This window comes from Rhodococcus cercidiphylli, from assembly GCF_033042225.1.
GTDB lineage: Bacteria > Actinomycetota > Actinomycetes > Mycobacteriales > Mycobacteriaceae > Rhodococcoides.
The window spans coordinates 720499-746265 of sequence record NZ_JAWLKE010000001.1; the positions used below are offsets into that span (position 1 = coordinate 720499).

Consider the following 25767-nt stretch of genomic DNA (forward strand, 5'->3'; position numbering starts at 1 on the left):
GTACACGACATGGGAGTGGACGTGGGAACCGAGGAAACACACTTCGTCGTCGAGGAAGTGAACGCGGGAACGCACCCGAACGGCTTCGGACGCACCGACGACGGTCGGGCGTTCGCTTTTCGTGTGCATCGAAGCACCCTGTACGTGGAGATATACCGCGCCGATGTGCAATCTCCGGTACCGGACCGGTCCGAGGTCGAAGCGGTTGCCGAGCATTCGGTCACCGAGGTCGATCTGACGGACGAGCGCAGCATCGTCGGTGTGGTTCGTGACGCGGTCGCCCATGCGCAGCAGCTGTCCGATGCGTCACAGCGGGACACCACCGCAGTTCGAGCCTTCTTCAACCGGGTCAATTCCGTGCTGGAGGGTTTCTGACACGGTGGGGAACCACCAGCTGTTCGCCCGTCACGGGATGGTCGAACACGTCGACGGGGTGTCGGTAGACCCGGGCCAGCCGTTCGGCGGTGAGCACCTCCCGCGGCGGACCGGTTGCGACAAGTTCACCCGAGTCCAGGATCGCGACGCGGTCGGCGTAGGCCGCCGCGAGGCCGAGATCGTGCAGCACGACGACTACGGCGCGGCCGGCGGCCGCGAGTGAGCGCACCACAGCCATGACCGACTCCTGATGTCCCAGGTCGAGTGCGGCAGTGGGCTCGTCCAGCATGATCGTCGCGGTGTCCTGGGCTATGACGCGGGCCAGCGCAACTCTGGCCTGCTCGCCACCGGAGAGCGACGCGAACGGTCGATCAGAGAAGTCCGCTACGTCGCACGCGGACATGGCTGCGGCGACGCGTTCGTCGTCGTTGCGCGCCGCCGACGTACCGACCCAGGGGGCTCGACCCATTCGAACGATCTGGCCGGCCGTGAACGCGAACCCGACGCTGTGTTGCTGAGGCAGCACCGCACGCCGCCTGGCCACGTCGACCGTGCGGAGGCGGTTCAGCGGTTTCTCGTCCAGTAGAACCGACCCTGCGCTGGGCTCGGTGTCTCCCGCCATGACCGACAGCAGCGTCGATTTGCCCGCGCCGTTGGGGCCCACCAGCGCCAGTATCTCGCCGGCCACCACGTCGAGGTGGACGTCGGACAACACCGTCGCGTCCCCGCGTCGTGCGCAGACTCCGCGGGCGACGAGGGTCTTCGAACCCGGTTTCGGGATTACCGGGATGTCGTTGCGTGCCGTGCCGATTCGCTTCGTCACGCCCAGCCGCCCTGGCGAGCACGGGTACGGCGGAGCAGCCAGAAGAAGAACGGGGCACCCGCCAGTGAGGTCACCATGCCGAGCGGCAGGTCGACGTTCGCGACGAGGGTGCGGGTGACGAGATCGGCAGCGAGCAGCACGACGGAGCCGGCGACGGCGCTGGCCGGGATCAGGAGTCGATGGGCGGGACCGAGCACCATCCGCATGGCGTGCGGAACCACCAGCCCCACGAACAGAATGATTCCGGTGAAGGCGACGCCGGACGCGACAAGCAGGGCGACGACGACGATGGCGAACTGTCTGAGGCGTTCGACGTTCACTCCCAGATGGCGTGCGACGTTCTCTCCGAGCGCAAGCAGGTCGAGTCGGCGCGCGATCGCCAGGGATGCTCCGATTCCGAGCAGTGCGAGCGGGCCGACCACGGCCACCGACTGCCAGGTCGCGCCCGCGAGTGACCCCAGTTGCCAGAACACGATCTGATCGCGGGCTGCGGGACTGGCGACGAACGTGAAGAACGCGATGGCACCGCCGGCGAATGCATTGACTGCAACGCCGGTGAGGATGAGCGTCACCACCTCGGTGCGTCCTGCGTTGCGGGCCAGGAAATACACGGCGATCGTGGTGACGAGCCCGCCGACGAATGCTGCGAACGCCACACTCCAGACTCCGGCGAAGCTGCCGCCGAGCACGATGACCGAGCTGGCACCGACGGCAGCGCCCGAGGAGACCCCGACGACACCCGGCTCGGCCAACGGATTGGCGAACACCCCCTGGAGCAACGCACCCGCGCACCCCAGACACGCGCCGACGACGATCGCCAGAGTCAGGCGCGGGAATCGGACCTGCCACAACGTCACCTCGCCGCTGGGGTGTGCTGGCATCGGGCCGATGTCGACTCCCACCCGATGTGCGAGGCTGCCCAACACTTCCAGCGGTGTCGTCGGCACTTGCCCCACGACGGCCGAGATCAGGGCCAGGCACACCAGTGCCACGACGAGGGCTCCGAATGTGGCAAGGACCCGCCCTCCGCCCGTGCGCGTTTCGGCGAGTGCGCGGTCGGTCATGACGCCGGGTCGTACACGGCCTTCGACAGTGCGCCCAACACCTTTCCCGTGTTCGGGCCGAAACTGAGGATGGTGCCGTCGTCCATGTCCACCACCCGGCGATCTCGGCCTGCCGGGGTCTGCGCGATTCCGGGGATCTGCTCGAGCCCCTCGATTCCGCCGATCGATTCCAGGCCCTTGGTCATCATCAGAATGACGTCGGGTGCCGCGGCGATCAACGCCTCGCTGGTGACCGGCACGAACTGTTCGGTCAGACCCGATTCGACACCGGCGTCCCTGGCACCGAGAGCCTCGATCAGTGCGTCCGCTCCCGAGCCGGGTCCGGCGAGCATCTTGATCGCCGGGCCGCGCATGTACAGGAACGCGATCTTCGGCGGTTCCGAGGACTCGGGTGCGGCGTCCTCCGCTGCCGAGATCTCGGTGTTCGTTCGTTCGGCGAGTGCGGCACCGGCGTCGGGCACACCCAGGGCAGCTGCGACGGCCTCGATCTGAGGGGCGACGCCGGCCAGAGTGCGCGTGGGATCGAAGTACACGAGCGGAATGCCCGCGGCTCGGATCTGATCCTGCACGGCACGTGGACCGATGCTGGTATCGGTCAGTACGACGGTCGGCGACAGCGCCAGAATTCCCTCGGCGCTCAGCGAATGGCCGGTCGGGGTGACGTCGGGCACGTTCTCGGCCGCGGGAAATGCAGCCGAGGTGTCACGACCGACGAGGTTGTCGCCGAGTCCGAGCGCGAAGACGGTCTCGGCCAGCGTGCCGTACTGGTCCGCAGCGACGATGCGGCTGTTGTCCGTCACCGTGACGGGGACGCCGTCGAATCCGGTCACGGTCACGGGTACTACCTCCGCCGGATCGTCGACGACGGGTTCCGGATTCGGATCGTCGACGACGGCAGTGCGGGGGCCGACGGAGTCCGAGGATGCGGTGCCGGGGGTGTTCGCCGAGCAGGCGACCAGGACTCCGGCGACGAGGAGCACGGCGGCGAGACGGTTGACGGTCACCACAGAAGGTTAGCCTGTCCGATGTTGGTGCGTGATCAGGCGCTGACGTCGTCCAGGGCCGACGCGATCGCTGGCGGCAGCTCGAGTTCCTCGGCCATCAGTGCGCCCATCAATTGCGCGAGGTCCCGCGCTCCCACGATCGCGCTGCTCACTCCCGGTCGGTCCCGCGCCCACGCGAGTGCGACCACCAGGGGAGAGGTGGCCAGACCGTCTGCAGCGGTGACGGCCGCGTCGACGACGCCCACGGCGGAATCGGTCAGGTACGCGTGCACGGCCTCGGCGTGCAGCTCGTCGGCCCCGCGGGAGTCCGCGGGTACGCCGCTGCGGTACTTGCCCGTCAGGACGCCGCCTGCCAGGGGTACCGCCGCGAGGATGCCGATGCCGTGGTGGTGCGCGGCGGGAACCAGCTCGTCCTCGATTCCGCGCGCGAGCAGTGAGTACTCCGCCTGAGTGGCCACGATGCGCCCGGTACCGGCTGCGCCCGCTGCCGTCGCCAGTTGCCAGCCGAGGTATCCGCGGGCTCCGGTGTAGCGAACCCGTCCGCTGGTCACCGCGTAGTCGAGCGTTGCGGCGACCTCGTCGACCGGCGTCATCGGGTCCCAGGTCGCAACCTGCCACAGGTCCAGGTAGTCGGTTCCCAGTTCGCGCAGCGTGGCGTCGAGTTGACCGAGCAGTCCGCGCCTCGAGCAATCCACGTGATAGCGGCCGTAGCGTGAACTGAGGCCCGCTGCGCTGCTGATCACCAATTCGTGCCGCGGGACGACGTCGTCGAGCAACTCGGCGAGCACTCGTTGCGCCCGTCCATCGCCGTACGCCGGAGACGTGTCGACGAGCGTGCCGCCGGCCTCGGCGAACGCCGACAACTGCGCTGCGGCGTCGTCACCGTCGGTTCCGCTACCCCATCCGAGGGTGCCGAGGCCGAGTCTCGAGACTCGAAGTCCGCTGGTGCCGACCGATCTCTGCTTCATATGTGCCGAATGTCCTTTTACGTGTGATCGTCGGTGTCGAACTGCACTGCCGCCAGTGCACAGTAGTGCGCCGCGCCGCTCGGTGCGTACGTGCCGCGCCGGGTACGGTCGTGCCCGTGAATCGCGAATTCAGGGGGCAGGCCGGCGGCCGCGCATCGACAGTGGACAGTCCATCGACGCTCGTCTCGGAGGGTGGCCCCGCATGATCGACATGACGTGGCTGCAGGCGATCATCCTCGGCGCAGTGCAGGGCCTCACCGAATTCCTGCCGATCTCCTCGTCCGGGCACCTGCGCATCGTGTCCAGCGTGTTCTGGAACGAGGACGCGGGCGCGTCCTTCACCGCGGTGACCCAGCTCGGCACCGAAGCCGCTGTGCTGCTGTTCTTCTGGCGCGACATCGTCAGAATCGTCAAGGCCTGGTTCGTCGGACTGAAGCACAAGGACGAACGCGGACTCGACTACCGAATGGGGTGGTACGTGATCATCGCCACCATCCCCATCGGCGTTCTCGGCCTGCTGTTCAAGGATCAGATCCGAACCGGTGCCCGGAACCTGTACCTCATCGCGTTCATGTTGATCGCGTTCGCCGTCGTCATCGCGATCGCCGAGAAGGTCGGCCGCAAAGAACGTCCGATCGAGAAGCTGACCACCCGCGACGGCATCGTCATGGGTCTGGCGCAGTGCCTCGCGTTGATCCCCGGAGTGTCCCGTTCCGGGGCGACGACCAGCGCAGGCCTGTTTCTCGGACTCGAACGCGAAGCGGCTGTGCGATTCTCGTTCCTGCTCGCCATCCCGGCGGTCACCGCCTCCGGTCTCTTCTCGCTGCCCGACGCCTTCGAGCCGGTCGGCACGGGGCTGGCCGCGTCGGGCCCGCAGCTGCTGGTCGCCACGATCGTCGCCTTCGGTCTCGGCTACGCCTCGATCGCCTGGCTGCTGAAGTTCGTCGCGAACCACTCGCTGTACTGGTTCGTCGGATATCGCATCGTGCTGGGTGTCGTCGTGCTCGGGCTGCTGGCCGGCGGGGTCGTGTCGGCCACCTGAGTCCCGCTAGGCTCGATGCAATGACAGTCATCTTGCTTCGGCACGGCCGCTCGACGTCGAACACCGCAGGCACGCTCGCGGGTCGAAGCGCGGGAGTCGAGCTCGATGATCGGGGGCGTGAGCAGGCGCAGGCGGTGGCGGATCGTCTCGGCGAGCTTCCCGTGGCCGAGATCGTGCGCTCGCCGCTGCTGCGGTGCGAGCAGACAGTGGAGCCGTTGGCCGCCAAGCTCGGGCTCTCGCCGGTGGTCGAGGATCGGTTGGTCGAGGTCGATTACGGACAGTGGACCGGCCGGACGATCAAGGAGTTGCTGGCCGAACCGCTGTGGAAGGTGGTGCAGCAGCACCCGTCGGCTGCGGTGTTCCCGGAGGGCGAGGGCTTGGCGACGGTGCAGCAACGCGCGGTGCAGGCCGTGCGCGAACATGACGCCCGGTTGGCCGCGCAGCACGGCCGCGACGTGCTGTGGGTGGCGTGCTCGCACGGTGACGTCATCAAGTCGGTGCTCTCGGACGCCATGGGGGCCCACCTCGATTCCTTCCAGCGGATAGTCGCCGACCCGGCCTCGATCAGCGTCGTCCGCTACACCTCGACGCGGCCGTTCGTACTACGGACCAACGACACCGGGTCCGATCTGAGTGCGTTCGTGCCGAAGGCCGAGGAGCCCGCCACGCCGGAATCGGTCGATGCGGACTCTTCCGACGCGGTCGTCGGTGGTGGGGCAGGCAGCTAGAGCGCCCTTTCGGCGCTGACACCCCTATCGGTGGCAGGCTGGAGGGCAAGCAATACCGTCCACGGTCGATCCGTGGCCGATAATGAAAGTTCCGAGAATCACTTCGCGGAGCTGTTCGAGTCGTTAGGAGGTGCAATGCCGCGCGCCATACACGTTTTTCGCACCCCTGATCGTTTCGTTGCCGGGACCGTTGGGGAACCGGGCGACCGAACGTTCTTCCTCCAGGCGGTGCACGACGCCCGCGTGGTGTCGGTCGCGCTGGAGAAGCAGCAGGTCCAGGTACTCGCAGACAGGATGGGGCTGCTACTCGAAGAAGTGCACCGCCGGTTCGGAGCCGACGTTCAGGCCGAGGAGACCGATTCGGTCGACACCAGTCCGTTGCTGACCCCGATCGACACCGAGTTCCGCGTCGGAACGATGGGACTCGGCTGGGATGCCGACGCCAACGCCGTCGTGGTGGAACTTCTCGCCGTCAGCGAAGTCGAGGTGGACGAATCGGTCGTTCTCGACGACACCGACGAGGGCCCGGATGCCGTCCGGGTGTTCCTCACTCCGGTGCAGGCCCGCGAGTTCGCGGTGCGGTCCGAGCGCGTCATCGCGGCCGGCCGTGCGCCGTGCCCGCTGTGCGGACAGCCTTTGGCCCCCGAGGGACACGTCTGCATCAGAACCAACGGCTACCGCCGCGGTGCGACGTTCGGACCGGTGACCGAGGTCGACGAGTCTTGACCGTCGAACTGCCGCCGTTCGAGGGCCGCGAAACCATGGAGACCGGCGACCTGACGATCGTCGGTCGGGTGGTGTCGGCCAGCAACGCCACGCTGGTGTGCGAGGCGGGCGAGGGCGACTCGGCCGTGCGGTGCGTGTACAAACCCGTTCGCGGGGAGGTTCCGCTGTGGGATTTTCCGGACGGCACTCTCGCGGGCCGCGAAGTGGCGTCCTACGAAATCTCCGAGGCCCTCGGTTGGGGAGTCATCCCGCCGACGGTTCTGCGCGACGGGCCGTTCGGTCCCGGCATGGTGCAGAAGTGGATCGACACGCCCGACGATCACGCCGAGGGACGCGTCGACCTCGTCGATATCTGCCGTCCCGATCTCGTACCGGCTGGATGGATTCCGGTACTGCAGGCGTACGACGGCGAGGGCGAGGAGATCGCGCTGATCCACGCCGACGATCCGCGACTGCAGCGGATGGCGGTGCTCGACGTGATCCTCAACAACGCCGATCGCAAGGGCGGGCACGCGCTCGAAGGTCTGGACGGCTACGTGTACGGAGTCGATCACGGTATCTGCCTGCATGCCGAGAACAAGCTGCGCACGGTGCTGTGGGGGTGGGCAGGCCAGGCGGTGGACGACGCGTTGATGACCGACGTCGTGCGGTTCGTCGAGACGTTCGACGCGGTCATCGCACCACGATTGGTCGACAAGATCACCCTGGCCGAAACGGTCGCCGTTCTCGATCGGGCGCAGGCGCTGATCGCGCGGCCGGTCATGCCGGAGCCGCGCTCGAGCAGACCCATACCCTGGCCCGCCTTCTGATCGGGCTCGGATAGGCTCGGTTGCATGCATTCTTGGTCGAGCCCGGAGATCCCGACAATTCCAGGACAGGGTCCAGCGCTTCGATTGTTCGATACCGCAGACCGTCAGGTTCGACCCGTCACCCCGGGTTCGACGGCTCGGATGTACGTCTGTGGAATTACCCCGTACGACGCCACCCACCTCGGACACGCAGCGACGTATCTGACGTTCGACCTGATCAACCGACTGTGGCGAGACGCGGGCATGGACGTGCATTACGTCCAGAACGTCACCGATGTCGACGACCCACTGTTCGAGCGCGCCGACCGCGACGGTGAGGACTGGCGCGATCTGGGCGCGCGTGAGATCGAGCTCTTCCGTGCCGACATGGAAGCGCTGCGCGTGCTCCCTCCGCGCGACTACATCGGCGCCGTCGAGTCCGTCGACGAGGTCGTCGAACTGGTGGGCAAGCTCGTCGCGTCCGGTGCCGCGTACGTCGTCGACGATTCCGAGTACCCGGATGTGTACTTCCGTGCCGATGCCACCGAGCAGTTCGGTTACGAGTCCGGCTACGACCGCGCCACGATGGACACGTTCTTCGCCGAACGCGGAGGTGACCCCGATCGGGTCGGTAAGCGGGATCCGCTCGATGCGTTGCTCTGGCGCGCGGTGCGGCCGGGCGAGCCGTCGTGGCCGTCGCCGTGGGGTCCCGGCCGACCCGGGTGGCACATCGAATGCGCAGCCATCGCGCTCAACCGCATCGGTACCGGCTTCGACATCCAGGGCGGCGGAAGCGATCTCATCTTCCCGCACCACGAATTCTCGGCCGCCCACGCGGAGGCGGCGACCGGTGACCCGCGTTTCGCGCGGCACTACGTGCACACCGGCATGATCGGGCTCGACGGCGAGAAGATGTCCAAGAGCCGCGGCAATCTGGTGTTCGTCTCCAAACTCCGGGCCGAGAACGTCGACCCCGCAGCCGTGCGACTCGGTCTGCTGGCCGGGCACTACCGGCAGGATCGGCCGTGGTCCGACGAGGTTCTCGAACGGGCTCACACTCGGCTCGCACTGTGGCGTCGGGCCGCTGCGCTCGAGAACGCAGCGTCGGCCGACGATGTGATCAATCGGTTGCGGCAGCATCTGGCCGACGATCTGGACACCCCCAAGGCCCTCGATGCGCTCGACGCGTGGGCGAGTTTCGCAGTCGAGCGCGGCGGATCGGATGCGGGTGCACCCGCCGCCTTCGCCGATGCAGTCGACGCGTTGCTCGGAGTTCCGCTGCGTTAGGTCGAATCCCTCGCTCGCAGATCCATCAACAGATCCGGGACGAGTCGTTCCTCCATGACTGCCCGGCCCGAGTCACGCAGGGCGACAGCCAGTTCCGTGTCCCACGGACTGTCCGTCGGATGGCCCTTCAGCGGTTCGGAATTTCGTGTGTCGAGCGCGTGTCGGTAGGTGTCGACGTCCATGCGCCACGGCGTCGCGTCGTATCGGTCCACTGCGTTTTTCACCATGTGCACTCCGGCCCAGTCGAAGTCGGCTCGCCAGCGAATCGCGGTCCCCGGCGCGCGGGAGGCCAGCAGCCGGTGTACCGCGGCGGAGGGCTGACCGTCGGTGCAGATCAGGCTCGCGCAGTTCGAGCCGAGGATCCGGGCTGCGGTAGAGAGCACGGCGGCGTTCTCGCAGACAAACACCGTGGATGAGGTGTTAGTGAGCGTCCCGCGCATGAGCATGTTCACGGTGACGGGGAAGGGGATGCCCTCGTCGGCGGCCTCGTTCAGCCAACCCGCCACCGTGTGGGTCTCGTCGACTCGGTAGCCGAGCACCAGCACCCGGCTGGACACTGCGTCGACCGACACACCCGCGGTCTCCCACAGCGCCCTGATACCGACCGGATCGACGGGCCGAGGGACGTTCTCGCGCAACGACAGTGCATCCAGAACAAGTTTCGGGGCACCGCCGGCCGAGAGCGCCTTGGTGTCCCCGCATGCCTGGTCCGCAAGCTTCGTGAGCTCCATTCCGTCCACCGGCAGCATTGCGAGGACCTTCGTGGCCACCTCGAGCGCGTCGACCGCGACGCGGCCGCCGAGGGTGCCGTCCTGGTTGAGCAACGATGCGATCCAGTGCTCGATCCATTCTCGGTCGGTGCCGCCGCCGAGCACCTCCCTGGCCCGATCGAGTGCATCGGCACGCACCTGAGCCTTGTCGGCGGCGATCCGTTTCTTGTCCTGCAACGGGGCCTGCCGCGTGAGGGTGTCGATCAGTCCGAGCCCGCCGTTGAGTGGATGGCTCAACCATGCGTCGAACCGCTCGAGGTCGAGCCTTGTGCTGCGCGCCCGAGAATGCAGACTGGAGTTGGACCGAGAGATCGCGCTGCACAGACGCCACAGCTCCTGGGCGTCGCTCAGATCGACGGTGATGTTGCCGCCGACGCGAAGCCAGTTGGACTCCAACTTCTTTCGTGCCGCATCGAGCAACGCATCCAGTTCCGCGCTACCGCGCCATTCGCTGTTACCGTTCAAACTCCAGCCCACCTTCGGTTCGGGTCGGCACACGACGCGTCAGCGGTGAACCGAGTGCGGCAGCGAGGTCGGTACCGTCGTGTTCGGCGAACAGTTCGCCGTTCTCCCACACCAGAAGTGCTGCGCTGACGGTGTTCTCGGCCGTCGAATGCGCCAGGTCGTAGTGCGCGCAGCCGGGGACGTCCCCGTAGGTGATCCACAGGTCGTATCCGGTCATGAACAGGTCGAGATCGAATTGCACACTCAGGCCGAGCAATTCGCTGCGGCCGTTGTCGTCGACACCGGCGAACGCCTCGTCCAGCGCCAGCAGCCGAGGTGAATGTGGATCGGCGGAGGACAGCATCACGTGCGCCGCGGCGAACAACGGCAGGTGCAGCGACACCGATTGCTCACCACCCGAGAGCGCACTGTGGCGTGCGACGGTGAGACGATCCTCGTTGCCGTCGCCGCTGATGAGTGTGAAGGCGAACACGCGCCAGCGGCGATAGTCCAGTGTGGTGGACAGGATCTCGGGGTAGGACCGTTCCGGATGCGCCGCGCGAGCGATCCTGATCTCCGACGCGAAGTGGGCGCGCATCGCGGCCAGATCGTCCTGGTTCAACGCCGAGGCGTCACGGTCGAGCAGTTTGGACACCGCCCGGGCCCCGTCGTCGAGGTTGTCCGCGAGCACCCAGTGCACACCGATCGTGTTGCCCGACGACATGCGGCGCTGCTTCATCTCCGCAGACATCTGGGCGATCAGCTCGCGTGCGTCGACGGTGCGCTCGTGAATCTGCTGCGCCAGGCCGGTCAGCAGTGCATCTTCGAGTATTCGGCGCTCCTGCTCGGTCAGCAGCAACTCCTGATCGGCCCTCGCCGCACCGATGCGGTCGGCGAAATCTCCGACCGACGAATAGCCCTGCTCGTCCTGAACTCGTACGACGGTCAAACCGTCCGGCGCATCCCACTGCAAACGGTAGTCCTGACCCGATGCGGCGAGTTGCGAGTCGAACTCCTGCAGCGCACTCGTCAGCGCCGTCCGGGTCGACTTACGGCTCGAGTCACTGACTTTCACCGACGCCGTCGCTGCGTCGAGTGCCGAATGCAGTGCGCTCACGACCGGCGGTAGTACCGGAACCTCGTCGTCGGGACCGTCGGCCTGCTGAACTCGATACAGAATCTGCTCCACGGTCAACCAGGCAGAATCACTGGCCGGCCAGGCGTACGCCTCGTGGACACCGAGGATGCCGAGCAGGTCCTTGCGAGCGTAGGGAGCCAGCCGCACGGCGTCGCCCAGGGTTTCGGTGACGGCCCCGCGCAGGCTTTCCAGCGCGGTGTTGCAGGCACCCTCGGCCTTGCCGATCGCTTCGCCGGCTTCCTTGTCCGCTTTGCGCGCGGCCCGCTGCTCGGCGCGGCATTTCTCGATGCGTTCGCGTGCGTTCTCGAGATCGGTGTCGATCTGTTCGGCGGTGGCACCGAGCTTCTCGCTCAGGAGCTCGAGGCGTTGCACCTGCTGTCGGTAGTTCTCTTCTGCTATCGCCGCTTCCTCGGCGAGCTCCTCGGCCAGGCCGGTCGCCTCTTCGAGCCGGTTGGCTGCTTCGCGGGCGCGTTCTGCTTCACGCGTGTGATCGCCACGCTTGCGGATGACCACCGAGCCCTGATGCTCGAAATGCCGAATCGCCGCGGCGAGGGCATCGATGTCGCGACCGATGTGGGGGGTGCGATGAGCCACGGCGACGGTGCGCAGCTGCTTCTCCTTCGCCGACAGGTCTGCGATCGCCTGGTCGAACTCACGGTCCGCCGCGGCAGCACCTTCGGTGGACGTGCGTAGCGCTCCGGCAGCAGCGGTGACGGCGCGTTGCGCTTTGACGATGGCCGAGACCCGGGGGAGCTGCTTGGCGGCCGCACCCAGTGCCTGCACCGATTCGCGCGCAGATCGTTCGTCGGCCGTCGCGGTCTCCAGCGCGGCCGTTGCGGTATCGATCGCGGCACCGAGCTCGGCGATGCGTTGCTCGCGCCGACGAGCCCGCGCCGTCGCACCGATGTACTCGGCATCGGCCTTGGTGTGGCGACCCTGCTGCACACCCTGCCAGTACCGACCGTCGACGCCCACCGAGACGGCACCGCCGGAGACTGCGCTTTGGTCCTGTTGCAGTGCAACCGAATTCAGCACGTCGAGTATGCGCGATTCCGATACGGCAGTGCCGGGCTCGGGTTCGAGGACGGAAGCCAACGTGGTTCCGGTCGGCCTCGAGGCCTCCGGCAGCGGCGACAGATACTGCTCCGAGTTCGAGTCGACGGGGAAATCCGCGATCGGATGGATCCAGCCGTCGAGCAGATTCGCCGCCTGCAGCGCGGATTCGATTCCGGCGGCGTCGGCAGGGGAGACCGAATCCGCGAACCGAACCAGCTGCCACAGCGGCGCTCCCGACAGATCCGCACGCGAGTCGGTCCGCGCGGCGAACGGCGGCGGCGCGTCATCGTGCTCGGCTCGCACCAGGGACAGTTCGTCGCGTAGCGCGTTCAGCTCGGCCGTGCGGGTCGATACGTCCACGCGGGCCTGTGCCTGCCGGGCACGAAGCGCGTCGATACCGTCCGCGGTCTGTTCGGCCAGCACCGATTCCAGGCTCGGGGCGTCGTCGTCGCCGACGTGTGCCAACGCCGCGTCGAGGGCCTCGAACGCGGCGGAGGTGATGCCCGCAGCAGAGTAGAGCGCCGAATTGTTCGACCACCAGGCTCGTAGTCCCGAAGCGAACTGCGCCTTCTCCAGGTCCACGGTCGCCTCGGCCTCGGTGACCGCGGCCGACGCGGCCTCGAGCATCTCTCTGGCCTTCGACGCGGCCTTCTCCGCACGAGTGCGTTCCGTCGACGCCTTCTCGACGGTTCCCAGCGCCTCGCGAACCGCCCGCACGTCTCCGTCGCGTTCCTCGGCATGGCCACGCAGCGCGGTGCTGATCTGGTCGCTACGGGCCGTTCCCGGCAGAGGTGTCCAGACGATGCCCGCGTCCTCGGCTGCAGTCTGCAGTTCCTCCTCGGCGCGGGTGACCCCGGCAACGGAATCCCGGAGTGCGGAATCGGCCCGAGCCGCTTCGGTGGTGCGCTGTTCCAGTTCTCCTCGAGCCTTGCGGGCGCGGTCGGCCTGCTGGGCGGTCGAGATCTCCAGCTTCGCAGCGGATTCGGCCAGATCGTCGAGTTGCTGCTTGCCCTCGTATGCGCTCGAGCGCTGTAGGGTCTCGCGGTCTGCGACGGCCTGATCCAGTGCGCGTTCGGCCTCGTCGAATCGGGTTTCCGCTGCGGCACGTTCGAGCAGACGGCGGTCCTTCAGAGCGGCAGCGGCGAAGTGTGCGGTGGTCGCATGAGTGACCGCCTCGAGCCGGCGCGAGACCTGCTCGACATCCGAACGGGTCTGCACCCGAAGGTATTTGGAGTACACCGAGACGAAGTTCTTGGCGGCGTGATCGGCCTGCGCCAGTCCTTCGAGAGCCCGGCCCACCTCTTCCATGTCGCTGAAGGAGCGCGCTGCTTCGAGCACCAGCTGCTCGTCCAACGGACGCAGGCCGTCGGTCAGCGCCTGCGAGAGGCCCTTCGGGTCGAGGTTCTTGGCCAACTGTGGGCGGCGGAGCGTCAAGATCAAGTTGATCAACTGGTCGTAGCGCTGTGCACCGAGCCCGAACATGCGGGCGTCGATCGCGGCGCGATAGTCCACCGGGCGGTCGGTCAACGCGTCGGTGCCCAGCTGCTCCGCAAGTTGCTTCTTCGTCAACGGACGGTCGTCGGAACCCAACAGCGAGAAGTCGACGCCCACTCGGCCGTCGGCCACGAAGTACCAGCGGGTCACCTTGTCGTTGTGGCGGCTCGCCCGCATGCCGATTCCGACCGTCACCGATTCGGGGTCCTCGCGTGACCCGCGGCCGAACTCCATCCACACGTACGAGTGCGCGCTTTCCTGCCCTCGGTAGAGAAGATTCGACTTCATCGTCCGCTCTTCTCCGGCGAACGGATTGAGCCGGCGCGGTTCGATACGGCCGTCGAGGACGAACGGGAACAGCACTTCGAGAGCCTTGGTCTTGCCGGAACCGTTGGGCCCACGCAACACCAGACGACCGTCGGCGAAGGAGAACTCCTGATCACGGTAGTCCCACAGGTTGACGATCCCTGCTCGCGTCGGCCGGAAACGTGACGAGTGTGCGGTCATCTACTCAAGCCTCTACTTCGGATGCATCGGTGCTGCTTGACTGGTCGGTACTGGGGGACTGTTCGGTACCGAACAGCGAATCCTGCGGGGTCCGATCGCGCACGCTGACCATCACGTCGCGGTATCGCGCGATCACAGGTAGCACCAGCACGCCGCCGGACACGCTGTGTATCAGTCGAAGACGATGCAGCATCGCGATCGCTCGGAGCCGTAGGCCGTCGCGATCGGTCTGCCACTGCGCGGCGAACGTACGCCCGAACCGTTCGACGAGATCGTCGACCACCGAGACCAACCAACTGTCCTCGATGAGCGGATACTGCTTTTTGTCCACGGCATCGTCGAATGCCGTTGCATCGGAACCGAACCCGAATTCTGAGAGATCACCGAAGACTCCACCGTCGGGAATGGCACCGTCCAACTGCTCGATCAGGGCGTCACCGTCGGGAAGGGGGTAGGTCGCCAGCGCGGGTGCATCCGGATCGATCACCCGGTCCGAGATCTCGCCAGCGATCAGCAATGCGACCTGGGCAATGGTTCCGGTGCTGGGGAATCGGTAGTCCGAGAGTCGTCCCGAGGTGTCGATGAGGGCCACTCCCTCGGCGCGACGCTCGGCGACGAGGCCGGTCAGCAACTCGACGTCGGCAACGGTGCGCGACGCGGCGAGGGCCGTGCGGCCGTCCGGGTCGAGATCGTCGAAATAGACGACCGGTTGCTCCACCAACGCACGGCGTACCGCACGCAGCGTTTCCTTCGGATCTGCCTCACGCCCGGAATCGGTCTGTCCCGAATCGGATTCCTCGGGGTCGATCGCGGCGTCCGAGCCGGCCAGCAAACCGCGAATCGACCGCAGATGCTGCACGGCGCGGGGCGGCCTGAACATGGCAACGACGACGGGACGGTCGATGTCGTAGAGCGCCTCGCCTGCGGACGGGTTGTTCGCCCAGCCGCTCGCGTCACCGTCGGCCAACGCGATGGCCCCGCGTGTCGCGAGCCACCCGATCGCGTCGACGAACGCGTCTCGGTCGCTTGCCCGGTCGGTTGTCAGCTCGACGCCGTCGACCTGACTCGCCTCTGCTGCAACATGATCGGCAAGTTCGGACAGAGTGATCTGGTTGCCCGCCCGGCCGAGTGCCGCCAGCGCCAACGCCAGGTACGCGTACCTGCGGCGGTCGAAGATTCGGTCGGTGGGCGTTCGCGCGGGTTGACTGTCGTCGAGTGCGTCGATCACCGGGAACAGGCGAGCCGTGGTCTCGGTGACCTCGAGGCGATATCCGAACAGCTCGAGCAGATCCTCGCGCAACTCGGTGGCCCATCTGCGCAGCAGTGGCAGCGCGATCCGATCGGGGTACGTCGTGGTCACCAGGTGATTCGACAGCGCGACCCGGGCGGCCCGCTGGTAGGAATCCAGTGCGAGGGTGGAGATCTCGCGAGCTCTCATCGGCGTGCCACCTCGCTGACCTCGAGCGCGAGGCGGTCCAGATGCAGCCGGCCTCTGCTGGTCCGCACGATCGTCGAACGGTCGCTGTCGCTGAGCGTCAGGCGCACGCCGCTGTCCGATCCGGACGAGTCGGAGGTGCGTCCGCTCACGCGTACCCGGGCGGTCAACGCAGCGTTCAACAGACTCAACAGCACCTCGGTTTCCTGCTCGTCGAGAATCCGGTCGTGGATTCCGGCGGAGGCAAGCGACTGCGCTGCGGCACTGCGTGATCGCTGCGACTCGAGTTGCTGCTCGCGAAGCCGTCTGATGCCGCCGTCGTTGCGCTGCACCCGTCCCGGAACACCGGGGGTCGGGGTGCGTCCGGTCTCGGCCAGGGTGCGCGAGATCTCGACCGGAGGTGCCTCCCACCACGATCGGGATGTCGGGATGATGTCGGCGTCGGGATGCACCATCGACAGATGCCGCGGTCTGCCCAGGCCGAACACGGCATGGAACAGAGCGTGCGCGCTGTCTTCGGTCGGTGCGGCAGCGAACCAACCGGCCAGGTGGCGCAATTGGCTCTCGCGACTGACTCCGCCCTTGCGGGTCTCGGTGACCCGGCGCAGCAGCGACAGCACGGCGGCGATCGCGCTCATCGTGCCCTCGCGGAGTCGCTCGGACTCGCTGAGTTCGGACTCGGCCGAGACGAACCAGTGCGAGAGGCCGGCCCAGCGATCGGTCCAGTCGGCGCGGCGTTCGGCGACGGTGAGGAAAACTCGTTCGTCGCTGATCGCGGCTCGCTCGACGAGTTCCTCGATTCCGGTGCTCTCGACGAGTGCTATCGCCTCGGCGAGCTTCGGTGCGTAGCGGGTCAGGTCGGAGCTGAATTCACGCATGTGCGTCAGCAGGGCGTCCTTGTGGACCAGGAACGACTCCGGCGTGATCTCGGTGGTGCGCACGAGGTCGCCGAGCACCAGGTAGAAGTGGGCGGCGCGGGTCGCCATCTCCGACAACGTCGAATCGAGTCGACTGAGCTTGCGGTAGATGCGATCGCCGTCGGCCTGACGGTTCGCCTCGGCCAGCTCGTGCATGTCGGCCAGTAGCTCGGGCAGCACCAGCCGCGACAGGGCGGCGTCGTCCAGGCGGGCCCCGAGCACGTCCTCGACCGCTCGGTAGGCCTTGTAGCCGGCTTGGCCGAACTGGTAGACGAAGTGACGGTTGCGGTACTCGGCGAGGGTGGCGGCGCGGGTGCCGTCGTAGCTGCGTTCGAGCAGGCCCCAGGCGTGGAGCTGATCGAGCAGAGGCGCGATGTCGAGGGTGCTCAGCGCTTCGTGGTGCCCGGAGCTGCGTGCGATGAGGTCGGCGACGTCTCCGGAGTGCAGCAGGACGACGTAGTTGGCTCGTGCGGTGTCGAATGCCCGGAGAACAGCCAGGTACTCGGAACGCTTCTCGGCAACGGCGAACGAGAAGAGACCGAGGCGATCTTCCTCCACGAACGCATTCACGGCTCCCTGCCGTGCCTCCTCGCCTGATTCGCTCACTGGAACAGGGTAGGGGGTCAGGCTCTCGGTCGTTCAACCGTGCCGGTTACAGCTCCACGGTGACTTTTCCGTCCACCACTGCGGCGGGGTAGGTGCGCACCGAGTCGATGCCGCTGGGGCAGGTGCCGTCGTCGAGCGAGAAGGTGTACTGGTGCAGCGGACACACGACGATGGATCCGTCGATCTGACCGTCTGCCAGCGGTCCGCCCTTGTGCGGGCACACGGCATCCATCGCACGGACTGAGCCGTCACGGAGCAGGAACACCGCCACCTGTTTGCCGTCCACCACGTAGGCCCGTCCCTCGCCTGGCGTCAGGTCCTCCACGGCCCCGACCGGCACGCTCATCGGACCGGCACCTGTGGCAGCGGAAGCAGGGGCAGCGATGGGGTGAACTGGGCGGGTGACTTCGGTGCGGCGCGGTCCTGCCACGGGTCGATGTACCCGTCCACCGATGCCTGCATTCGTTCGTCGAGTCCGGCGACGATGCCGTCGCGGTCGTCGATCAGCACGCACTGCAGTTCTTCGAGACCGACACGCGGAACCCACGCGTACGTTCGCTCGAGCCACTGGGCGTTCTCACGGTAATGCTGAATGAACCTGCCTGCCACGGTCAGAACCTCCTCGGCCCCCGTCACGGTGGCCAGTAGATCGCCCTTGCGGATGTGTGCACCGGCCGCACCTCCGACGTAGATCTCCCATTTGTCCTCACCCACCGAGACGACGCCGAAGTCCTTGCACAGTGCCTCCGAGCAGTTGCGCGGGCAGCCCGCGACCGCGAGCTTCAACTTCGCCGGAGTCTCCAAGCCCTGGAACCGTTCTTCGAGGGCGATGCCCAGTGCCGTCGAGTCGCCGAGGCCGAAGCGACAGTAGTCGCTGCCGACGCAGGTCTTCACCGTGCGCATGCTCTTGCCGTACGCGAACCCGGAGGGCATGTCCAGATCGCCCCACACCTTCGGCAGGTCTTCCTTCTTGATGCCGAGGAGGTCGATACGCTGACCGCCGGTGACCTTGACCAGCGGAACGTGGTACTTGTCCGCGACGTCGGCGATCTTGCGCAACTGATCCGGGGTGGTGACGCCACCCTTCATCTGGGGCACCACCGAGAATGTGCCGTCCCGCTGGATGTTGGCGTGGACTCGGTCGTTGATGAACAGCGCGCCCCGCTCGTCCACCCAGTCCGGGCCCCATACCGTCCGCAGCAACGACGCCAACGGCATCTTGGCCGCGGCATCCTCCGCTCCACCGGTCGCCAACGCGGCGAAGACCGCAGACACCGCCCGAAGATCCTGCGCGCGAATCGCGTCGATCAGCTCCGGCTTGGTCATCGGGATACACGGCACGTACCAGTCTGCGGTCGGGTCGGCCTCGACGGCACCGCCTGCTGCACACGCGATGATGTCCTTCACCAGTCCCTTGCACGATCCGCACCCCTTGCCCGCCCGGGTCTTCGCGGTCACGTCGCCGAGGTTCTTCGCGCCTGCGTGTACGCAGGCCACGATGGCTCCCTTGGTGACGCCGTTGCAGTTGCACACCTGGACGTCGTCGGCCAGCTCGGCGGCTCCTGTTGCCGCAGAGGGGGTTCCCATGTCGAAGAGCATGCTGATGCGCTCGTCGGGCAACGGCACTTTCTCGTCGAACGCCTGGGTGAGGAAGTTGGCCTTGGAGATGTCGCCCAGCAGGGTGGCACCGACGAGTTTGTTGTTCCGCACGATCACCGACTTGTACGTACCGCTGCGCGGCTCGTAGAACTGGACGAACTCGTCGTCGTCGCGTTCGGGGGCGGTGATCCCCATCGACGCCACGTCGACACCGGCGACCTTGAGCTTGGTGGTCAGACGCGAACCGTGGTACGCCGCAGTGGGATCGGCTCCGGTGAGCACGTCTGCCAACACGACGGCCTGCTCCCACAGCGGAGCGACGAGGCCGTAGACCTCGCCGCGGTGTTGGCAGCATTCACCGACGGCATAGATGGAACCCTCGTCCTCGCAACGTAATTGGTCGTCGACGACGATTCCGCGTTCGATCACCAGTCCGCCGGCGCGAGCGAAATCGACGCTGGGACGAATGCCCGCGGTGACCACCACCATGTCAGCGGCGAGCGAGGTGCCGTCGTTGAACCCCACGCCGGTGACGACGCCGTCCTCGGAGCGCAACACCGAGGTGGTTCGCTTGGAGGTGTGCACGCCGACGCCGAGTGACTCGATCTTGTTACGCAGTACGCGGCCGCCACGCTCGTCGAGCTGCTGATTCATCAGGTGACCGGGGGAGTGCACCACGTTCACTTCCAGGCCCTGCGTGCGCAAGCCGTATGCGGCTTCGAGTCCGAGCAGACCGCCGCCGATGACGACGGCGCAGACGTCGTCGCGCGACTGCGCCATCTGCAGCATGCCGTTGGTGTCGGCGATGGTGCGGAAGCCGAACACGCCGCGCGCCAGCCTGCCGTCGGACTCGCGGAGACCGTCCATGTTGGGGAAGAACGTGTTGCTGCCGGTGGCGATGATCAGCACGTCGTAGTCGACGGACCGACCGCTCTCGCAGACGACTGTCTTGGAGAACCGGTCGAGTGAGATCGCGCGGTCTCCGGCGTGCAGCGTGACGCCGTTCTCGCTGTACCAGCTCATCGGGTTGAGGATCAGGTCCTCGTCGTCGACGGTGGCCTCGCCGGACAACACGTGCGAGAGCATGATTCGGTTGTAGTTGCCGTACGGCTCGTCGCCGATCATGGTGATCTCGAACGACGAACTGCCGCCGCGTTTGATGATCTCCTCGACCGCCCTGGCACCGGCCATCCCGTTACCGACCACCAACAGCCGCTGCTTGCCCGCGGTCATCAGATCAGCACCAGACCGAAATCGACGACGACCTCTCCGCTGGTTCCGGCAGGGGCGGCGACGACCAATTCGAGCACCGTGTCCGGATCGACGTCCTCGACCACCCGCAGCGGAATGTTCACGCCGCTCTTGGCACCCATCGGGAACATGCGCATCGGACTGCCGTCGCGCAGCAAGGTCACGACCACCAGCTCCTCGCTCGAATTCCCGCCGCGAAAGTACAGCGGCTGAGCCGTCGCACCCTCGGGGACGACGAAGCTGAGGCTGGGATCGATCAGCTCGGGCTTGTCCAGACCGTGTCCGGTGAACGAGAAGACGCCTTGCAGGAATCGCGGTGTGCTGGCCATACCCACGAGGTTGCGGGGTCGGGGTGACGTCACCGCTGCGGTGACGTTACGTCGGGATCAGAAAGACCTCACCGGCCCCCGGCTCCTCCTGTGCGGTCGGTCAGAGCCCGAAGTTGCCCGGACCGCGTCGCCTCAGGTACTTCTCGAATTCGGCCGCGATGGCGTCGCCGTCGATCTTGGCGATCGCATCGGACATGTCCACCTCGGCGTCGCCGCGTTCCTCGAGGCTGCGGACGTATTCGCTGATCTCCTCGTCTTCCTTCGTCATCTCGGTCACCGCCTCTTCCCATTCCTCGGCCTGGGTGGGCAGTTCGCCGAGCGGTACCTCGATGTCGAGCACGTCCTCGACCCGCTGCAGCAGCGCCACGGTGGCCTTGGGGTTGGGCGGCTGGGAGACGTAGTGCGGGACCGCAGCCCAGAAGGAAACCGCGGGCACTCCGGCCTTGACGCACTCGTCCTGCAGCACACCGGTGATCCCGGTCGGTCCCTCGTAGCGAGTCTGTTCCAGGTTGAACTGCTCGGCCGATTCGGTGCTGTAGGCGGTGCCGGTCACCGGAACGGGTCTGGTGTGGGGAGTGTCCGCCAGCAGTGCGCCGAGGATCACCACGGTCTCGACGCCGAGCTGTTCGACGAATTCGAGAAGGTCGTCGCAGAAACTGCGCCAGCGCATGTTCGGCTCGATGCCGCGTAGCAGCACCACATCGCGCGAGCTGCCGGGAGGCGAACACACCGACAGCCGAGTCGACGGCCACTCGATCTCGCGCGTGACACCGTCCACCTGCCGGACCGTCGGGCGGTTGACCTGGTAGTCGTAGTAGTCCTCCGAGTCCAGTTCGGCCAGCGGACTGGCGTCCCAGATCAGCTCCAGATGCTCGATCGCGCCGCTGGCTGCATCTCCCGCGTCGTTCCAGCCCTCGAAGGCAGCGACCAGGATCGGGGAGCGCAACTCGGGAATGACGTCGTCGAGATCGTCGAGGTCGTCGAGGTCTGTGGCATTGGCCACAGCATCGTGGACGGCCTCGATCAATGCAGCATCCAGAGGCACATCCGATCCGGCACCTGAAATGTCCGTATTTTCGTTTCCGTCGTCGATCGGGGACTGGCCATCGAGGTTTCGGGGACTCACCACGACAGCCTACGACCCGACGTAACTTCGGTGCCCACTACTCTGTAGTGATGCCCGCTCAACACAAGCCCAGTCTGCTCGATGCGATTTCACGTCGTGTTGTCATCGGCGACGGAGCGATGGGCACGATGCTCCAGGACGCCGACCTCACTCTCGACGACTTTCTCGGTCTGGAGGGATGCAACGAAATCCTGAATGCCACCAGGCCGGACGTGCTGCGTGAGATTCACCGCGAGTACTTCGCGGCCGGTGCGGACGCCGTCGAGACCAACACCTTCGGCTGCAATCTGCCCAACCTGGCCGATTACGACATCGAGGACCGCATCCGCGAGTTGGCCGAGAAAGGCACCCGGCTCGCGCGTGAGACCGCCGACGAGATGGGCCCGGGCCGCGACGGGATGGGTCGCTTCGTGTTGGGTTCCATGGGCCCCGGTACCAAGCTCCCCACGCTCGGCCACGCTCCCTTCGCCCGACTGCGCGACGCGTACACCGAAGCCGCCCTCGGCATGATCGACGGCGGTGCCGACGCCATCCTGGTCGAGACCTGCCAGGACTTGCTACAGGTCAAGGCCGCGATCATCGGCAGCCAGCACGCGATGGACAAGCTGGGCGTCCGCATCCCGATCATCACCCACGTCACCGTCGAGACGACGGGCGCGATGCTCGTCGGCAGCGAGATCGGTGCCGCACTGACGGCACTCGAACCCCTCGGTATCGACATGATCGGGCTCAACTGTGCGACCGGCCCGGCCGAGATGAGCGAGCACCTGCGCCATCTGTCCAAGCATTCGCGTCTTCCGGTGTCGGTGATGCCCAATGCCGGCCTGCCCACCCTGGGCGCGAAAGGGGCCGAGTACCCACTGACCGCTCCCGAATTGGCCGAGGCCCTGAGCGGTTTCGTCAGCGAGTACGGGTTGGCTCTGGTCGGCGGTTGCTGTGGCACCACGCCCGATCACATCCGCCAGGTTGCCGACATGGTGCACGGGGCAACGAAACTCGAACGGCAGCCCGCGCCCGAGCCGGGCGTCTCCTCGCTCTACACCGCCGTTCCGTTCGAGCAGGATGCCAGCATCCTGATGATCGGTGAGCGCACCAACTCCAACGGGTCCAAGGCATTTCGCGACGCGATGCTCGCCGAGGATTACGAGAAGTGCCTCGACATCGCCAAGGACCAGACCCGCGACGGCGCGCACATGCTCGACCTCAACGTCGACTACGTCGGCCGCGACGGCGCCGCGGACATGGCCGCGCTGGCCAGCCGACTGGCGACGGCGTCGACCCTGCCGATCATGCTCGACTCCACCGAACCTGCCGTTCTCGAAGCAGGTTTGGAGCACCTCGGTGGCCGCAGCGCGGTCAACTCGGTCAACTACGAGGACGGCGACGGACCCGACTCGCGATTCCAGAAGATCATGCGTCTGGTCAAGGAGCACGGCGCCGCCGTCGTTGCGTTGACCATCGACGAAGAGGGACAGGCGCGGACGGCCGAGTGGAAGGTGCGCGTCGCAGACCGGTTGATCACCGACATCACCGAGAACTGGGGCCTGCGCCACGAGGACATCATCGTCGACACCCTCACCTTCCCGATCTCCACGGGCCAGGAAGAGGTGCGACGCGACGGCATCGAGACCATCGAGGCGATCCGGCAGCTCAAGGAGAAGTACCCGAAGGTGCACACCACCCTCGGGCTGTCGAACATCTCGTTCGGCCTCAATCCCGCTGCACGCCAGGTGCTGAACTCGGTGTTCCTGCACGAGTGCACACAGGCCGGCCTCGACACCGCCATCGTGCACGCGTCGAAGATCCTGCCGATGAACAAGATTCCCGACGAGCAGCGCGAGACGGCCCTCGATCTGGTGTACGACCGCCGCAGCGAGGGCTACGACCCGCTGCAGAAGCTCATGCAGCTCTTCGAGGGGGTCTCCGCGGCGTCGGCGCGTGAATCTCGCGCCGAGGAACTCGGCCGTTTGCCGCTGTTCGAGCGCCTCGAACGACGCATCGTCGACGGCGAACGCAACGGCCTCGACGTCGATCTCGACGCCGCGATGGCCGAGAAGCCGCCGCTGGAAATCATCAACGAGACGTTGCTCTCGGGGATGAAGACCGTGGGCGAGCTGTTCGGCTCCGGTCAGATGCAGCTGCCGTTCGTGCTCGCCTCCGCCGAGGTGATGAAGGCTGCTGTGGCGTATCTCGAACCGCACATGGAAGCGACCGACGACGACGGCAAGGGTCGCATCGTGCTCGGTACCGTCAAGGGCGATGTGCACGACATCGGTAAGAACCTCGTCGACATCATCCTGAGCAACAACGGGTACGAGGTGGTCAATCTCGGTATCAAGCAACCGATTTCGACCATTCTGGAAGCCGCGATCGACAAGCGCGCCGACGTGATCGGCATGTCCGGGCTACTGGTCAAGTCCACCGTTGTCATGAAGGACAACCTCATCGAACTCAACTCGAAGGGTGTCGCCGAGCAATTCCCGGTTCTGTTGGGCGGAGCGGCGCTGACCCGGTCGTATGTCGAGAACGACTTGCAGGACGTCTACGAGGGCGACGTGCACTATGCGCGTGATGCATTCGAGGGCCTTCGCCTGATGGACACCATCATGACCACCAAGCGTGGTGGCGGACCGGCCCCGGACAGCCCCGAGGCACTCGCTGCGAAGGCCAAGACGGCCGAGCGCAAGGAACGCCACGAGCGGTCCAAGCGCATCGCCGAGAAGCGCAAGGCCGCCGAAGCGCCGGTGGTCGTGCCCGAACGTTCCGATGTTGCTGCCGACATCGACATCCCGGTGCCGCCGTTCTGGGGCACGCGCATCGTCAAGGGCGTGTCACTGTCGGAGTACTCGGGGCTGCTCGACGAGCGGGCCCTGTTCCTGGGGCAATGGGGTCTGCGCGGTGCCCGCAAGGGCGAAGGTGCCACGTACGAGGACCTGGTGGAATCGGAAGGCAAACCGCGCCTGCGGTATTGGCTCGATCGACTGAGCACCGACGGCATCCTCGCACACGCGGCATTGGTGTACGGGTACTTCCCGGCGGTCTCGGAGGGCGACGACGTCGTCGTGCTCACCGAACCCGAACCCGATGCGCCCGAACGTTTTCGGTTCACTTTCCCACGGCAGCACCGCGACCGCTTCCTCTGCATATCGGACTTCGTTCGGTCGCGTTCGGCTGCACGGGAATCGGGCAAGGTCGATGTTCTGCCGATGAACCTGGTGACGATGGGCCAGCCCATCGCGGACTTCGCCAACGAGCTGTTCGCCGCCGACTCGTACCGTGACTACCTCGAGGTCCACGGAATCGGCGTTCAGCTCACCGAAGCCCTGGCCGAGTACTGGCACCGCCGGGTACGCGAGGAACTGAAGCTCTCCGACGGCAATTCCGTCGCCTCGGAGGATCCCACCGAGGCCGAGGGCTTCTTCAAACTCGAATATCGCGGTGCGCGTTACTCGTTCGGCTACGGCGCATGCCCCGATCTCGAGGACCGCATCAAGCTCGCCGCACTTCTGGAACCCGAGCGAATCGGCGTGAAGCTCTCCGAGGAACTGCAGCTACACCCCGAACAGTCGACCGATGCGTTCGTACTTCATCACCCGGAGGCCAAGTACTTCAATGTCTAGAACCCACCTGCAGGGTGTCCTGTGGGACATGGACGGCACACTGCTCGACTCGGAGAAGATCTGGGACGTCGCCATCGGTGAGTACTCCCGCTCACTGGGAACGGAACTCAGCGCGGAGGTGCGTGAAAGCACCCTCGGCAACTCGATGTGGGATGCACTGCGGAAGGTCTTGGCGAATGCCGGGGTCGAGGTCACCGACGAGCGCCTGGTCGAGGGCCGCGAGTGGCTGACCACGCGAGTCGGAGACCTGTTCGCCGAGGGGATCCCGTGGCGACCCGGTGCCAAGGATGCTCTTGCGCTCGTGCGCGAGATGGGTCTGTCGACCGGGTTGGTCACCAACACCGAGCGGGGTCTGGTCGAGCGGGCTCTGGACACCCTGGGGCGCGAGTACTTCGACATCACGGTCACCGGCGACGAGGTCGAGGCAGGCAAACCGCACCCGGCCCCGTACCTGCGCGGTGCAGCGTTGCTCGGACTCGACGCAGCCTCGTGCCTTGCGGTCGAGGACTCGCCCACCGGTTCGCTGTCGGCGCACACCGCCGGTTGTCCGGTGCTGGTGGTTCCGTCCGAAATCGCGGTGCCGGCCGCACCGGGGTACACCATCCGCGATGGTCTCGTCGGATTGACCGCCGACGAGGTGCGGCGAGCCTGGGCATCCTGATCTCGACCG

The 25767-nt window shown here is 66.5% G+C and carries 20 protein-coding genes; 8 read left to right on the forward strand and 12 right to left on the reverse strand.

What is annotated here, in order from left to right; translation table 11 throughout:
* The first annotated feature begins 9 nt into the window (after positions 1–9).
* On the forward strand, positions 10–375 hold the full coding sequence (locus R3P95_RS03440) for a hypothetical protein (RefSeq protein WP_149405801.1): 366 nt from the start codon (positions 10–12) through the stop codon (positions 373–375).
* Here the strand turns inward: R3P95_RS03440 and R3P95_RS03445 are convergent.
* From R3P95_RS03445 to R3P95_RS03460, 4 genes are read right to left on the reverse strand one after another with little or no spacing between them, the layout of a single operon-like run.
* Positions 350–1204, reverse strand: a complete 855-nt coding sequence (locus tag R3P95_RS03445; protein WP_394855382.1) for a heme ABC transporter ATP-binding protein — start codon at positions 1202–1204, stop codon at positions 350–352. The two genes, R3P95_RS03440 and R3P95_RS03445, sit on opposite strands and share 26 nt — an antisense overlap.
* Positions 1195–2262: a FecCD family ABC transporter permease gene (locus R3P95_RS03450; RefSeq protein ID WP_149405799.1), complete on the reverse strand. Its 1068-nt coding sequence runs from the start codon at positions 2260–2262 to the stop codon at positions 1195–1197. Before R3P95_RS03450 ends, R3P95_RS03445 begins: the two co-directional genes overlap by 10 nt.
* Entirely contained in the window at positions 2259–3266 is a 1008-nt protein-coding gene (locus R3P95_RS03455; RefSeq protein WP_188078617.1) for a heme/hemin ABC transporter substrate-binding protein, read from the reverse strand. The genes R3P95_RS03450 and R3P95_RS03455 overlap by 4 nt, the downstream gene beginning before the upstream one ends.
* 35 nt (positions 3267–3301) lie before the next feature.
* Positions 3302–4234, reverse strand: a complete 933-nt coding sequence (locus tag R3P95_RS03460) for an aldo/keto reductase (protein WP_094641830.1) — start codon at positions 4232–4234, stop codon at positions 3302–3304.
* A 211-nt stretch (positions 4235–4445) separates the two neighbouring features.
* Between R3P95_RS03460 and R3P95_RS03465 the strand changes: the two genes are divergently transcribed.
* The 5 genes from R3P95_RS03465 (at position 4446) to mshC (ending at position 8805) form a co-directional block, all read left to right on the forward strand.
* Complete coding sequence (locus R3P95_RS03465; RefSeq protein ID WP_149406016.1) at positions 4446–5276, forward strand: undecaprenyl-diphosphate phosphatase; 831 nt, start codon at positions 4446–4448, stop codon at positions 5274–5276.
* Positions 5277–5296: 20 nt separating this feature from the next.
* A complete protein-coding gene (locus R3P95_RS03470; protein WP_149405798.1) occupies positions 5297–6004 on the forward strand; it encodes a histidine phosphatase family protein in 708 nt (235 codons plus the stop codon).
* A gap of 135 nt (positions 6005–6139) precedes the next feature.
* On the forward strand, positions 6140–6730 hold the full coding sequence (locus R3P95_RS03475; RefSeq protein ID WP_149405797.1) for a DUF3090 domain-containing protein: 591 nt from the start codon (positions 6140–6142) through the stop codon (positions 6728–6730).
* 35 nt (positions 6731–6765) lie between these two features.
* Positions 6766–7539 carry an SCO1664 family protein gene (locus R3P95_RS03480; RefSeq protein WP_188078640.1) on the forward strand — a complete coding sequence of 258 codons (774 nt, stop codon included), beginning with the start codon at positions 6766–6768 and terminating at the stop codon, positions 7537–7539.
* A gap of 24 nt (positions 7540–7563) precedes the next feature.
* A complete protein-coding gene (gene mshC / locus R3P95_RS03485) occupies positions 7564–8805 on the forward strand; it encodes a cysteine--1-D-myo-inosityl 2-amino-2-deoxy-alpha-D-glucopyranoside ligase (protein ID WP_317547277.1) in 1242 nt (413 codons plus the stop codon).
* Here mshC and R3P95_RS03490 read toward each other — a convergent pair.
* The 8 genes from R3P95_RS03490 to R3P95_RS03525 all read right to left on the reverse strand — a co-directional run bounded on the left by R3P95_RS03490 (position 8802) and on the right by R3P95_RS03525 (position 21354).
* On the reverse strand, positions 8802–10040 hold the full coding sequence (locus R3P95_RS03490; RefSeq protein ID WP_317547278.1) for a DUF2399 domain-containing protein: 1239 nt from the start codon (positions 10038–10040) through the stop codon (positions 8802–8804). The genes mshC and R3P95_RS03490 overlap by 4 nt on opposite strands.
* A complete protein-coding gene (locus tag R3P95_RS03495) occupies positions 10030–14214 on the reverse strand; it encodes a TIGR02680 family protein (RefSeq protein WP_317547279.1) in 4185 nt (1394 codons plus the stop codon). The genes R3P95_RS03490 and R3P95_RS03495 overlap by 11 nt, the downstream gene beginning before the upstream one ends.
* A 4-nt stretch (positions 14215–14218) precedes the next feature.
* Positions 14219–15652 carry a DUF2398 family protein gene (locus R3P95_RS03500; protein WP_317547280.1) on the reverse strand — a complete coding sequence of 478 codons (1434 nt, stop codon included), beginning with the start codon at positions 15650–15652 and terminating at the stop codon, positions 14219–14221.
* Positions 15649–17136 (reverse strand): TIGR02677 family protein, encoded by a 1488-nt coding sequence (locus R3P95_RS03505; protein ID WP_373557664.1) that lies wholly within the window; start codon positions 17134–17136, stop codon positions 15649–15651. Before R3P95_RS03505 ends, R3P95_RS03500 begins: the two co-directional genes overlap by 4 nt.
* An 82-nt stretch (positions 17137–17218) precedes the next feature.
* Complete coding sequence (locus R3P95_RS03510) at positions 17219–17518, reverse strand: Rieske (2Fe-2S) protein (RefSeq protein ID WP_149405790.1); 300 nt, start codon at positions 17516–17518, stop codon at positions 17219–17221.
* Entirely contained in the window at positions 17515–20004 is a 2490-nt protein-coding gene (nirB, locus tag R3P95_RS03515) for a nitrite reductase large subunit NirB (protein WP_317547281.1), read from the reverse strand. Before nirB ends, R3P95_RS03510 begins: the two co-directional genes overlap by 4 nt.
* Complete coding sequence (locus tag R3P95_RS03520; protein WP_269594114.1) at positions 20004–20351, reverse strand: molybdopterin oxidoreductase; 348 nt, start codon at positions 20349–20351, stop codon at positions 20004–20006. The genes nirB and R3P95_RS03520 overlap by 1 nt, the downstream gene beginning before the upstream one ends.
* Before the next feature lie 100 nt (positions 20352–20451).
* Positions 20452–21354: a PAC2 family protein gene (locus R3P95_RS03525; RefSeq protein ID WP_068050790.1), complete on the reverse strand. Its 903-nt coding sequence runs from the start codon at positions 21352–21354 to the stop codon at positions 20452–20454.
* 173 nt (positions 21355–21527) lie between these two features.
* Here R3P95_RS03525 and metH point away from each other — a divergent pair, with 173 nt between their 5' ends.
* Both metH and R3P95_RS03535 read left to right on the forward strand, forming a co-directional pair.
* Positions 21528–25097 (forward strand): methionine synthase, encoded by a 3570-nt coding sequence (gene metH / locus R3P95_RS03530; RefSeq protein WP_317547282.1) that lies wholly within the window; start codon positions 21528–21530, stop codon positions 25095–25097.
* Positions 25090–25758, forward strand: coding sequence for an HAD family hydrolase (locus R3P95_RS03535; protein WP_149405786.1), 669 nt, complete (start codon positions 25090–25092; stop codon positions 25756–25758). The genes metH and R3P95_RS03535 overlap by 8 nt, the downstream gene beginning before the upstream one ends.
* The last annotated feature ends 9 nt before the right edge of the window (positions 25759–25767 follow it).

Coding starts and splice junctions, on each gene's coding strand:
- R3P95_RS03440 (WP_149405801.1), top strand. CDS start 10: ATGGGAGTGGACGTGGGAACCGAGGAAACACACTTCGTCGTCGAGGAA.
- R3P95_RS03450 (WP_149405799.1), bottom strand. CDS start 2,262: ATGACCGACCGCGCACTCGCCGAAACGCGCACGGGCGGAGGGCGGGTC.
- R3P95_RS03460 (WP_094641830.1), bottom strand. CDS start 4,234: ATGAAGCAGAGATCGGTCGGCACCAGCGGACTTCGAGTCTCGAGACTC.
- R3P95_RS03465 (WP_149406016.1), top strand. CDS start 4,446: ATGACGTGGCTGCAGGCGATCATCCTCGGCGCAGTGCAGGGCCTCACC.
- R3P95_RS03470 (WP_149405798.1), top strand. CDS start 5,297: ATGACAGTCATCTTGCTTCGGCACGGCCGCTCGACGTCGAACACCGCA.
- R3P95_RS03475 (WP_149405797.1), top strand. CDS start 6,140: ATGCCGCGCGCCATACACGTTTTTCGCACCCCTGATCGTTTCGTTGCC.
- R3P95_RS03480 (WP_188078640.1), top strand. CDS start 6,766: ATGGAGACCGGCGACCTGACGATCGTCGGTCGGGTGGTGTCGGCCAGC.
- mshC (WP_317547277.1), top strand. CDS start 7,564: ATGCATTCTTGGTCGAGCCCGGAGATCCCGACAATTCCAGGACAGGGT.
- R3P95_RS03495 (WP_317547279.1), bottom strand. CDS start 14,214: ATGACCGCACACTCGTCACGTTTCCGGCCGACGCGAGCAGGGATCGTC.
- R3P95_RS03500 (WP_317547280.1), bottom strand. CDS start 15,652: ATGAGAGCTCGCGAGATCTCCACCCTCGCACTGGATTCCTACCAGCGG.
- R3P95_RS03510 (WP_149405790.1), bottom strand. CDS start 17,518: ATGAGCGTGCCGGTCGGGGCCGTGGAGGACCTGACGCCAGGCGAGGGA.
- nirB (WP_317547281.1), bottom strand. CDS start 20,004: ATGACCGCGGGCAAGCAGCGGCTGTTGGTGGTCGGTAACGGGATGGCC.
- R3P95_RS03520 (WP_269594114.1), bottom strand. CDS start 20,351: ATGGCCAGCACACCGCGATTCCTGCAAGGCGTCTTCTCGTTCACCGGA.
- metH (WP_317547282.1), top strand. CDS start 21,528: ATGCCCGCTCAACACAAGCCCAGTCTGCTCGATGCGATTTCACGTCGT.
- R3P95_RS03535 (WP_149405786.1), top strand. CDS start 25,090: ATGTCTAGAACCCACCTGCAGGGTGTCCTGTGGGACATGGACGGCACA.